This is a genomic window from Actinomadura sp. GTD37 (assembly GCF_041951365.1).
GTDB lineage: Bacteria > Actinomycetota > Actinomycetes > Streptosporangiales > Streptosporangiaceae > Spirillospora.
Map to the genome: position 1 here is coordinate 83,244 of NZ_JBGNUS010000008.1, position 10,281 is coordinate 93,524.

The 10,281-nt window shown below is 72.6% G+C and carries 15 protein-coding genes and 1 pseudogene; 5 read left to right on the forward strand and 11 right to left on the reverse strand.

All coding sequences use genetic code 11. The annotated features are described in order from the left end of the window. Positions 1-7: 7 nt before the first annotated feature. From ACA511_RS32430 to ACA511_RS32445, 4 genes are read right to left on the reverse strand one after another with little or no spacing between them, the layout of a single operon-like run. Positions 8-757 carry an amino acid ABC transporter ATP-binding protein gene (locus ACA511_RS32430; RefSeq protein ID WP_375028495.1) on the reverse strand — a complete coding sequence of 250 codons (750 nt, stop codon included), beginning with the start codon at positions 755-757 and terminating at the stop codon, positions 8-10. Beyond that, on the reverse strand, positions 754-1,668 hold the full coding sequence (locus tag ACA511_RS32435; RefSeq protein WP_375028496.1) for an amino acid ABC transporter permease: 915 nt from the start codon (positions 1,666-1,668) through the stop codon (positions 754-756). Before ACA511_RS32435 ends, ACA511_RS32430 begins: the two co-directional genes overlap by 4 nt. Next, a complete protein-coding gene (locus ACA511_RS32440; RefSeq protein WP_375028497.1) occupies positions 1,629-2,498 on the reverse strand; it encodes an ABC transporter substrate-binding protein in 870 nt (289 codons plus the stop codon). Before ACA511_RS32440 ends, ACA511_RS32435 begins: the two co-directional genes overlap by 40 nt. Before the next feature lie 26 nt (positions 2,499-2,524). After that, a complete protein-coding gene (locus ACA511_RS32445) occupies positions 2,525-3,352 on the reverse strand; it encodes an S-adenosyl-l-methionine hydroxide adenosyltransferase family protein (protein WP_375028498.1) in 828 nt (275 codons plus the stop codon). 105 nt (positions 3,353-3,457) lie between these two features. Here ACA511_RS32445 and ACA511_RS32450 point away from each other — a divergent pair, with 105 nt between their 5' ends. Next, positions 3,458-3,802 carry a LysR family transcriptional regulator gene (locus ACA511_RS32450; protein WP_375028499.1) on the forward strand — a complete coding sequence of 115 codons (345 nt, stop codon included), beginning with the start codon at positions 3,458-3,460 and terminating at the stop codon, positions 3,800-3,802. 3 nt (positions 3,803-3,805) lie between these two features. On the opposite strand, the pseudogene ACA511_RS32455 reads toward ACA511_RS32450, so the two are convergent. The 5 genes and pseudogenes from ACA511_RS32455 to ACA511_RS32475 form a co-directional block, all read right to left on the reverse strand. After that, a pseudogene (locus ACA511_RS32455) lies at positions 3,806-3,955 on the reverse strand (RidA family protein); the annotation flags it as partial. A 128-nt stretch (positions 3,956-4,083) separates the two neighbouring features. Then, on the reverse strand, positions 4,084-4,392 hold the full coding sequence (locus ACA511_RS32460; protein WP_375028500.1) for a DUF202 domain-containing protein: 309 nt from the start codon (positions 4,390-4,392) through the stop codon (positions 4,084-4,086). Next, positions 4,389-4,778, reverse strand: a complete 390-nt coding sequence (locus tag ACA511_RS32465) for a YidH family protein (protein WP_375028501.1) — start codon at positions 4,776-4,778, stop codon at positions 4,389-4,391. Before ACA511_RS32465 ends, ACA511_RS32460 begins: the two co-directional genes overlap by 4 nt. Positions 4,779-4,876: 98 nt before the next feature. After that, positions 4,877-5,506 (reverse strand): MerR family transcriptional regulator, encoded by a 630-nt coding sequence (locus tag ACA511_RS32470; RefSeq protein WP_375028502.1) that lies wholly within the window; start codon positions 5,504-5,506, stop codon positions 4,877-4,879. Between the two features lie 121 nt (positions 5,507-5,627). Further along, complete coding sequence (locus tag ACA511_RS32475; RefSeq protein ID WP_375028503.1) at positions 5,628-6,347, reverse strand: IclR family transcriptional regulator; 720 nt, start codon at positions 6,345-6,347, stop codon at positions 5,628-5,630. A gap of 112 nt (positions 6,348-6,459) precedes the next feature. On the opposite strand from ACA511_RS32475, the gene leuC reads away from it, so the two are divergent. The 4 genes from leuC to ACA511_RS32495 all read left to right on the forward strand — a co-directional run bounded on the left by leuC (position 6,460) and on the right by ACA511_RS32495 (position 9,278). Continuing rightward, complete coding sequence (gene leuC, locus ACA511_RS32480) at positions 6,460-7,857, forward strand: 3-isopropylmalate dehydratase large subunit (RefSeq protein WP_375028504.1); 1,398 nt, start codon at positions 6,460-6,462, stop codon at positions 7,855-7,857. A 9-nt stretch (positions 7,858-7,866) separates the two neighbouring features. Beyond that, a complete protein-coding gene (gene leuD, locus ACA511_RS32485; protein ID WP_375028505.1) occupies positions 7,867-8,454 on the forward strand; it encodes a 3-isopropylmalate dehydratase small subunit in 588 nt (195 codons plus the stop codon). 147 nt (positions 8,455-8,601) lie between these two features. Next, the gene (locus ACA511_RS32490) at positions 8,602-8,841 is read left to right on the forward strand and encodes a hypothetical protein (RefSeq protein WP_375028506.1); all 240 of its coding nucleotides are present in this window, start codon (positions 8,602-8,604) and stop codon (positions 8,839-8,841) included. A 158-nt stretch (positions 8,842-8,999) separates the two neighbouring features. After that, positions 9,000-9,278 (forward strand): HU family DNA-binding protein, encoded by a 279-nt coding sequence (locus ACA511_RS32495; RefSeq protein ID WP_026403810.1) that lies wholly within the window; start codon positions 9,000-9,002, stop codon positions 9,276-9,278. 54 nt (positions 9,279-9,332) lie between these two features. On the opposite strand, the gene ACA511_RS32500 is transcribed toward ACA511_RS32495, so the two are convergent. Both ACA511_RS32500 and cofC read right to left on the reverse strand, forming a co-directional pair. Further along, complete coding sequence (locus tag ACA511_RS32500) at positions 9,333-9,536, reverse strand: hypothetical protein (RefSeq protein WP_375028507.1); 204 nt, start codon at positions 9,534-9,536, stop codon at positions 9,333-9,335. Between the two features lie 10 nt (positions 9,537-9,546). After that, positions 9,547-10,224 (reverse strand): 2-phospho-L-lactate guanylyltransferase, encoded by a 678-nt coding sequence (gene cofC, locus ACA511_RS32505; RefSeq protein ID WP_375028508.1) that lies wholly within the window; start codon positions 10,222-10,224, stop codon positions 9,547-9,549. Positions 10,225-10,281: the final 57 nt, after the last annotated feature.

Genomic DNA, 10,281 nt, shown 5'->3' on the forward strand with positions numbered 1-10,281 from the left:
CAGTCTCCTACAGGCGGCGGGACTCCAGGACGCGGCGCAGGAACTCGCGGGTCCGGGGCTCGGCGGGCTCGGTGAAGATCTGCTCGGCGGTCCCGCGCTCCAGCAGGACGCCGTCGTGCAGGAAGCACACGGTGTCGGCGATGTCGCGGGCGAACCCCATCTCGTGCGTCGCGAGGACCATCGTCATGCCGGAGTCCTTCAGCTCGCGGATGATGTCCATGACCTCGGTGACCAGCTCGGGATCCAGCGCGGACGTCACCTCGTCCAGCAGGAGGAGGCTCGGCCGCCCGGCCATCGCCCGGACGATCGCCACGCGCTGCTGCTGCCCGCCGGACAGCCGGTCGGGGTACTCGGCGGCCTTGTCCGCGAGCCCGAACCGCTCCAGCAGTTCCCGGGCGTCCTTCTCGGCCTCGGCGCGCCGCCGCTTGTGCACGCGCACCGGGGCGAGGGTGATGTTGTCCAGCACCGACATGTGCGGGAACAGGTTGTAGGACTGGAACACCATCCCGATGCGCTTGCGGACGTCGTCGGGATCGGCGGCCGGGTCGGTGATGTCCGCGCCGTCCAGGAAGATCGCGCCGTCGTCGACCGTTTCCAGCACGTTCACGCAGCGCAGCAGCGTCGACTTGCCGGAGCCGGACGCGCCGATCAGGCAGACGACCTCGTGCTGCGCGACGTCCAGGTCGACGCCGCGCAGCACCGGCTGCGCGTGGTAGGTCTTCCACACGCCGTCGACGCGCAGCAGCGGTTCGCTCATATGCCGCCTCCGGGGGCGCGGCGCCGCCCGGCGCGGGCCGCGAGATGGTCGGTGAACCGGGCCATCGGCACCGTCAGCGCGATGAACAGCACGGCCGAGGCCAGGAACGGCGTGTAGTTGAAGGTGTCGGCCGAATGGATCTGCGCCTGGCGGAGCGCCTCCAGCGGGCCGAGGACGGCGACGAGCGCGGTGTCCTTCTGCAGGGACGCGAAGTCGTTCAGCAGCGGCGGGACGACCCGGCGCACCGCCTGCGGGAGGACGACGAAGCGCAGGCTCTGCGTCCTGGTCAGGCCGAGCGACCTGGCGGCGGCCTGCTGGCTCGGGTGGATCGAGTCGATGCCCGCGCGGAACACCTCCGCGACGTACGCGCCGTAGGAGAGGACCAGCGCGAACCCGCCGAGCACGGCCGGGCTGCCGGGGACGCCCTGGAGCTGCAGCGCGGGCAGCCCGAACCCGACCAGGTACACCAGCAGGATCGTCGGGATGCCGCGGAACACGTCGGTGTAGGCGACGGCCAGCGCCCGCAGCGGGAAGAACAGCGGGTTGCGCAGCCCGCGGGCGAGCGCCACCAGCAGCCCGACGACCAGGACGACCGGCTCGGCGATCAGGAAGATCCGGACGTTGAGCCAGAAGCCGTGCAGCACGTCCGGGAACGCGCCGGCGAACTCGTCCCAGTCGAAGAACGTCTCGTGCACCCGTTGCCAGCCGGGTGAGGACACCACGACCGCCGCGACGACGACCGCGAACAGCAGGGTCGACGCCGTCGCGAGGGACGTCGACCGTACGCCCGCGCGGCGGCGCCGCCGCTCCCGGTCGAGCTGCCGCGCGCTCTTGACCCAGGTGTCCCCGGACGCGGCGTTCTCGGGGACGGTCACTTCAGGACGGGCGCGCCGGCCGACGTCGTCAGCCACTGTTCCTGGATCTTGGCCAGCTCACCGGACGACTTCAGCTCGCCGACCGCCTTGTCGAGGCAGCCGGCCAGCGGGCTGCCCTTCTCCAGCAGCAGCCCGAAGTGCTCGGTCTCGCCGCCCTGCGTCTGCGGCAGCTGCCCGACGATCTTGGAGTCCTCGACCTGGGCCGCGGTCACGTAGAAGGCGGTCGGCAGGTCGACGAGCAGGACGTCGGCCTGCTTGTTCTTCAGCGCGTTGACGGCGTCGATCTGGTTGTTGAAGACCTTCGGCGCGCCGTCCGGCTTGAGCTGGTTCTGCACCGCCTGGTAGGAGGTCGTGCCGACCTGCACGGCGATCTTCGCGCCCTTCAGCTCGGCGATGCTCGTCGCGTCCGCGTACTTGGTGCCCTTCAGCGCCACCACGCCCTGCTGGACGTCGTAGTAGCCGGCGCTGAACGTCACGGCCTTCTCGCGGGCCGGGGTGACCGAGACCTGGTTGATGTCGAAGTCGAACTTCTTCGCTCCAGGCGCGTAGGACGACTCGAACGACTCGACCGTCCAGGTCACCTCCTCCTTGGTGAAGCCCAGCCTGTCCGCGACCGCGTAGGCGACGGCGCTCTCGAAACCCTGCCCGTTCTCCGGGTCGTCGTCCTTGAACCACGGCTCGAACGCGGGCTTGTCGGTGGCGACCGTGAGCTTGCCGGGCGTCTTCAGGGGGAGCCGGTCCTTCGTGCAGGACGCGGGGCTCTTGGACGCGGCGGCGGTGTCGTCCTCCTGCGGGGCGCAGGCGGTGCCGGCGAGGGCGAGGGCGGCCAGTCCGGCGAGGACGGCCGACAGGGGGCGGCGGTTCAAGGGGTGCCTCCAGCGATCTTTCTTGGTCAGGAGCGGGACGGGGCGGGGCGCAGCGTGAGGGCCGCCGCGCCCGCGAGGCCGAGGACGGCGGTGGCCGAGCCCTGGTTGACGGCGAGGCCCAGCCAGCCGGACGAGTCGATCCACAGCAGCGGCTCGCCGAGGGCGACGGCGCCGAAGGTCTCCTCGAACGTGACGCGCGCCGAGCCGGGTCGTGGAGCGGTCCAGGTGACGTCCAGCGGCGTTCCGGGCGCCGGCTCGCCGAACGCGGCGGCCAGGTCGGCGCGCTCGGCGCCGAGGACCAGGCTGCCGAAGCGGTCGGTGTAGAGGACGGGGACGGTCAGTTCGCCCTCGCCCGCCACCGGGGCGGGGACGTCCAGCGGCAGCGGCTCGACCGGCGCGCCGAGGTCGGCGACGTCGACGCCGTTCGCGAGGTGCGCTGCGGCGGGGGAGAAGACGTCGCGGCCGTGGAAGGAGGTCGACACGTCCGGCAGCCGGTACGCGGGGTTCTCCAGGGCGTGCGCCCGGACGACGCCGCCCAGCTTCTCCGCGGCCGGGACGAGCAGCCCGTTGTCGGGCCCGACGAGCACGTCGCCGCGTCCGGTCTCGATCGCGACGGGCAGCCGGGGCGTGCCGACGCCCGGATCGACGATGCCGGTGTGCACACCGGCCGGCAGGTACGGGAGCGCCTGGCGCAGCAGCATCGCGCCCTCGCGCACGCCGAACGGGGTGATCTCGTCGCTCAGCACGAGCACGTTCGCCGCCGGCGCGATCGTGTACACGACGCCGGCGCAGACGGAGGTGTAGGCGGCGCCGAAGTCGGTCGCGAGACTGACGAACGGACGGCTCTCGGACATGGGCGACCTCGGCGCAGACCTGCGAGAATGACGGAGGGTGAGGACATAAGGGTACCAAGCCGATCGATCACCTCGGGATCGTGGTGGCCCCGTATCCTTCGTGGGATGCGTGCTGAGGCTCTCGATCCGGTGCTGCTGCGGACGTTCGTCGCCGTCGCGGACCTCGGCTCGTTCACCGCCGCCGCCACCGCCGAGGGGTACACGCAGTCGGCGGTCTCGCGGCAGGTCGCGGCCCTGGAGGACGTCTGCGCCGAGGGGTTCGGCGTCACGCTCGTGCCCGCGCTCGCCGAGTCCGCGCTGGCGCGGGAGGGCGTCGCGCTGCGCGCGGTGGCGTCCGGCCGTCCCCGGCGCGCCGTCTACGCGGCGGTGGGACGGCACGCGCGCAGGTCCCCGGCCGTCACCGCGTTCCTGGCGGACCTGCGGGACGCGGCCGGAGAACTGCGCGGCTAGCCGCTACGGGACGGCGGCGACGCCCTCGACCTCGATCAGCGCGTCCGGGTGGAACAGCCGGGACACCTCGACCGTCGTGCTGGTCGGCGGGGCGCCGGTGAAGTACCGGCTCCGGACGGCCCCGTACTCGCGGCGAAGGTCCATGTCGGTGAGGAACCCATGCGTCCCGGTCCGGGAAAAGCGATTCGTGTCATAACGGAATCGACGTTAGGCGCCCTTATGGCATGACACCAGTGAAGATCCCGCACGGGAGCCATGCGCACCGCGCATGGGTCGGGGGGTCAGCCGAGGGCGAAGAGGAGCGCCACCAGGGCCAGCAGCAGCGCCAGGCCCGTCATGAGGAGCACGGAGGCCGGGTCGGCCGCGCCGAGGCCGGCGGGCAGCCGGTGCCGCCGCAGGCGCAGGCTCACCCGGGTGCGGCGGACCAGCAGGGCGGCGCCGCCGCAGACGACGGCCGCGGCGGCGGCCGCGCCCGGCGCCGCGGGCGCGAGCCGCACGCACAGCAGCCCCGCGACGATGAGGGCCAGGGTGGTGCGCGACCAGGCGAGCGCGGTCCGCTCCGGCTGCGCTCCCCGGTCCCAGAGTTTCACTGGGTGACCAGGACGGCGACCAGCAGGACGATCGCGGCGACCGCGATGCCGTAGGCCATGACCGGCGCGAGCGCGGGCGGCGGGAGCGTCTCGTCCCGGCGGAGGGCGCGCTCGGTGCGCAGCCAGCGGCGGAACGCGAACGCGGCGACGAGCGCGCCGGTCGCGGCGAAGGCGACCGCGAGGCCGTGCCGCAGCAGCGGCTCGACGTAGTCGCCGGCGAGCGCGACGCCGATGCCGCCCGCGATCAGTGCCAGCGCCGTCCGGATCCAGGCGAGGAACGTGCGCTCGTTGGCGAGGCTGAAGCGCGGGTCGGGGTCGCTGCCCTCGGCGAGCAGGCGGCCGGCCCATCCGCCGCCGCGGGAGCGCGGTTCACGTGTCGAGGTCATCGCCATTCATGTTAGGCGAGAAACTGCATGCTCTAATTTCCGGGCCGTGAATATCAATTCCGACTGATTATCTTGGAAATACCAGGTGGGGGTGCGGGTCAGCGGGCGCCGAAGCGGCGGGCGGAGGCGTCCTCCTGGGCCAGCCGGTGCAGCGCCGTGAGGACCTGCTCGTAGAGGACGGTGGAGACGAGCAGCGCATGGGCCGTCCGGCCGCGGGGCGCGCCCTCGGCGACCCGGCCGATCTCGTGCTCGCCGACCTCGGTCGCGGCCTTCACGTAGGGCCGCAGGTCCTTGAGGGTGATGGGGAAGCCGAGGCGGCGCAGCGCGACGAACGTGTGCGCGAGCAGGTCGCGGGCGGGGGCGTCGGGGCCGACGGTCCAGCCCAGTTCGCGGACGAGGGCGTCCACGTCCTCGCGGGCGGCGCGCCAGTGCGGGTCGTGCGGGGCGGCGACGTGCGGGCCGATCGCGTGCCGGGTGGCGGCGAACAGCTCGTGCAGGCCGACCCCGTCGTCCTCGACGGCCGCGATGATCTGCTGGATCGCCGCCACCGGCAGGTCGCCGACCTCGCGCAGCGCGTTGATCAGCCGCAGCCGCTCCAGATGGCGGCCGTCGTACTCCGAGCGGGTCGCGGTGACCGCCGAGCCCTTCGGGAGCAGGCCCTCCCGGATGTAGAACTTGATCGTCTGGACCGTCAGCCCGCTCCGATCGCTGAGCTCGGAGATCTGCACCGTCGAACCCCCTTTACCGGGAGTCAACGGTATCCAGGTCGCGGGATTGGATACTGGCACTATCCAATGCGTGTCCGAGTTGTGCTGGTTCGCGCGGTGCGGGGGATCAGGGGGCGGGGGATCAGGAGGCGGTGCGGCGCATCCCCTCGGAGATCTTCTCGGCGGCGGCGGCCACCGGGGGCGCGTGCAGGCGGCCGGGGGAGCGGGTGAGCCGTTCGAGCGGGCCGGACACGGACACGGCGGCGATCACCCGGCCGCCGGCGCCACGTATGGGCGCGGACACCGACCCGACGCCCTGCTCGCGCTCGCCGACGCTCTGCGCCCAGCCCCGCCGCCGGACGGACGCGAGCGTCGTCGCCTCGAACTTGGCGTTGCGCAGCCCCCGGTGCAGCCGGTCGGGCTCCTCCCAGGCGAGCAGGATCTGCGCGGCCGAGCCCGCCGTCATCGGGAGCGCGGCGCCGACCGGGATGGTGTCGCGCAGGCCGCTGGTCCGCTCGGCGGCGGCCACGCAGACCCGGACGTCCCCCTGGCGGCGGAACAGCGAGGCGCTCTCGCCGGTGAGGTCGCGCAACTGGGCCAGAATGGGCTGGGCGATCGCGAGCAGCCGGTCCTCGCCGGCCGCGACGGCCAGCTCGGCGAGCCGCGGCCCGAGGATGAAGCGCCCCTGCGTGTCGCGGTGCACGAGGCGGTGGTGCTCCAGCGCGACGGCCAGCCGGTGGGCCGTGGGGCGGGCGAGCCCGGTCGTCTGGACGAGCTGGGCGAGCGAGGCCGGGCCGGCCTCCAGCGCGTTCAGAACGAGAACGGCTTTGTCAAGTACGCCGACTCCGCTAGAGTTGTCCATGTCTTGATATTGCCGTCTCGTAATATGAGATGCAAGTCAGGGTGACGGAGACCACGGCGGCACGGGCGACCGGCCCGGGACGCCGACGATCAGTACAGGTGAGGTGGGAGTGATGGGCCGAACACTGGCCGAGAAGGTCTACGACGCGCACGTCGTACGACGCGCCGAGGGTGAGCCTGACCTCCTCTACATCGACCTGCACCTCGTCCACGAGGTCACCAGCCCGCAGGCGTTCGACGGGCTGCGCATGGCCGGCCGCCCGGTCCGCCGCCCCGACCTGACGATCGCCACCGAGGACCACAACGTCCCGACCACGGACCTGCTCAAGCCCATCGCCGACCCGGTGTCGCGCACCCAGGTCGAGACGCTGCGCAAGAACTGCTCCGAGTTCGGGGTCCGGCTGCACCCGATGGGCGACGACGGCCAGGGCATCGTGCACGTCATGGGCCCGCAGCTCGGCCTGACCCAGCCCGGCATGACCGTCGTGTGCGGCGACTCGCACACCTCCACGCACGGCGCGTTCGGCGCCCTCGCCTTCGGCATCGGCACCAGCGAGGTCGAGCACGTCCTCGCGACCCAGACGCTGCCGCAGACCCAGCCGAAGACGATGGCCGTCACGATCGAGGGCGAGCTGCCCGGCGGCGTCACCGCCAAGGACCTCATCCTCGCGGTCATCGCCCGGATCGGCACCGGCGGCGGCCAGGGCCACGTCATCGAGTACCGCGGCGAGGCGATCCGCTCCCTGTCGATGGAAGGCCGCATGACGGTCTGCAACATGTCCATCGAGGCCGGCGCCCGCGCCGGGATGATCGCGCCGGACGAGACGACCTTCGAGTACCTCAAGGGCCGCCCCCACGCCCCGCGGGGCGCGGACTGGGACGCCGCCGTCGAGTACTGGACGTCCCTGCGCACCGACGACGACGCGGTCTTCGACAAGGAGGTCGTGATCGACGCGGCCGAGCTGACCCCGTTCGTCACCTGGGGCACCAACCCCGGCCAGGGCCTGCCGCTCGGCGAGTCCGTGCCGGACCCCGCGTCCTACGGCGACCCGGTGGCGCGGCAGTCCGCCGAGCGCGCCCTGGAGTACATGGGCCTCACCGCCGGGACGCCGCTGCGCGACATCCGGGTCGACACCGTCTTCGTCGGCTCCTGCACCAACGGACGCATCGAGGACCTCCGCGCCGTCGCCGGCGTGCTGCGCGGCCGCAAGGTCGCCGACGGCGTCCGCATGCTGGTCGTGCCGGGCTCCATGAACGTCAAGAAGCAGGCCGAGGAGGAGGGCCTCGACGCGGTCATCGCCGCGTCCGGCGCCGAGTGGCGGGAGGCCGGCTGCTCCATGTGCCTGGCGATGAACCCCGACAAGCTCGCGCCCGGCGAGCGCAGCGCCTCCACGTCCAACCGCAACTTCGAGGGACGCCAGGGACCGGGCGGCCGCACCCACCTGGTGTCGCCCGCCGTCGCCGCCGCGACCGCCGTCACCGGCCGCCTGTCCGCGCCCGCAGACCTCTAAGGAACCGAGATGGAAGCGTTCACCACCTTCACCGGGCGCGCGGTCCCGCTGCGCCGCAGCAACGTCGACACCGACCAGATCATCCCGGCCGTCTGGCTGAAGCAGGTCAGCCGCACCGGGTTCGACAAGGGCCTGTTCTCCGGCTGGCGCGAGGACCCGGAGTTCGTCCTGAACCAGCCCCGGTACGAGGGCGCCCGCATCCTGGTCGCCGGGCCCGACTTCGGCACCGGCTCGTCCCGCGAGCACGCCGTGTGGGCCCTTCAGCAGTACGGGTTCCGCGCCATCATCGCGCCGCGCTTCGGCGACATCTTCCGCAACAACTCCACCAAGATGGGCCTGCTCCCCGTCATCCTGACCGGCGAGCAGGTCGCGGACCTCCAGGCCAGGGTCGAGGAAGACCCCGCCCTGGAGATCACCGTCGACCTGGAGGCGCGCGAGGTCCGCTACGCCGGCGAGGCCGCGTCCTTCGAGATCGACGACTACACCCGCTGGCGGCTCATGGAGGGCCTGGACGACATCGGCCTCACCCTCCGCCACGCCGACGCCGTCGGCGAATTCGAGAAATCCCGCCGGTCCTGGCTGCCGACGACGGTCTGACGCGCCGGCGCCGATCGGGCATGTGACGGAGGTGCGCTCCGGTAACGGGGCGCACCCCGACACGCTGAGGACACCCCCGGGCGGGACGGGCCGCATGGGCACCAGGGACAATTCCTGTAGTGCCATGCACGCCGACCGTTTGGGGGAATGGAATTGACTGCCGTCCCGTGGGCCGGTCCGGAGTGGGACGACCCCGCGTTGACGCTGCTCGCACGCCAGTTGCGTGACGCTCATCAAGCCGTCGCGCCCCTTCCGCCGGAGACCCGGCAGCGGCTCATCCGGCACCTGCTGGCGATCACCGATCTGGCGAAACGGGACGCCGGACTGGCCGCCCGCAGGCTGGACGCGTTCCTCGCCGATTTCCGCGACGGGCCCGACGTCGGTTAGCGTGCGCAGTGGCCGGATCCAGTCCGGTCACCCGGCGAGACGGGGGCGAGGGCGACAAAAACGCCAGCGACACGCCAACTATTGCGTGCAGGTGATTGTGTCCATGCTGAGGGTCCCTTAGTTTCGTTCGGGCAAGGGGGGAACTAGAGGAGTAACCCATGAACAAGCGTGAGCTGGTCGACGCGATCTCGGACCGGCTGGGCAGCAAGAAGGCCGCAGCCGAGGCCGTCGACGCCATCCTGGAGGCGATCCAGACCGCCGTCGCCAAGGGCGACAAGGTCGCGATCACCGGGTTCGGTTCGTTCGAGAAGGCCGACCGGCCTGCCCGTACGGCCCGCAACCCCGCAACGGGCAAGACCATCGAGGTTCCCGCGACGTCCGTGCCGAAGTTCAAGGCCGGCGCCGACTTCAAGAACCTGGTGGCAGGCAAGAAGTAGCCTCACCGCGCGACAGCGCCCGGGACCGTGCCAACGGTCCCGGGCGCTGTCGCGTCACGGCGGCAGCGGGAACGTCGAGAGGGTCACCACCGCGACGCGGCCGCCGTCCATCGCGAGGTTCACCCGCTGGCCGAACCGCAGCAGCCGCAGCCCGCCCGCCGCGAACGCCTCCGCGTCGAACGGCAGCTCCGTCCCGTCGTCGAGCAGCACGCTCCCCGCCCGGGTCTGCGCGTCGAACGCCTTCACCGTCGCCTGCATGACCGGAACTCTAGGCCAACGACGGCAGCCGGGCCGCGACCTCGGCGGTGCGGGGGCCGGTGCCGAGGGCGAGGGCGGCGCGGAGGTCGTCCGGGGTGTCGACGTCCCGGCGGACGCTGTCGGTGCCGGGGAGCAGGATCTCCGCGGCGCCCCGGGCGCGGTGCGCGGCGCGGGAGCCGCCGCCGAACGCGGGCGCGAACGGGACGCCCGGACGGGCCGTGTAGAGCGTCGTGCCGACGCCGGCCGCGTCCGGCACGAACGCCTCGGGCGCGGCCGCGGCGGCGTCGAGGACGCGGGCGAGTTCGTCCGGCCGCAGAGCGGGCAGGTCTGCCGACAGCGCGCCCACCCCCGCGTCCGGGGCGAGCGCGCGGCCCCGGCCGGCGCCGTAGACCAGCGCCGGGTTCAGCCCGGCGTCCGGGACGTCGGGCACCACCCGGGCGCCGAGGGCGGCGAGGTCGGCCGCCGGAAGGGGATCGTCGGTGACTACGATCACGTCGCGGACCCGGTCGCAGCGCAGCGCCGCGGCGACCGTGTCGGCCGCCACCGCGAGCGCGAGCGCCTCCCGGTGCGGGCCCGCGGCCGCGGACATGCGCGTCTTGGCCCTGGCGAGCACCTTGACGGGGACGACGAGCGACCAGCGGGGGCGGGACGCCCCGTGCGATGCGGTGGACCGCGCTGCAGTAGACATGGCAACTCGACACTATGCGCACGGAACCGCGACACTTGATGACACCCCACGTTCATC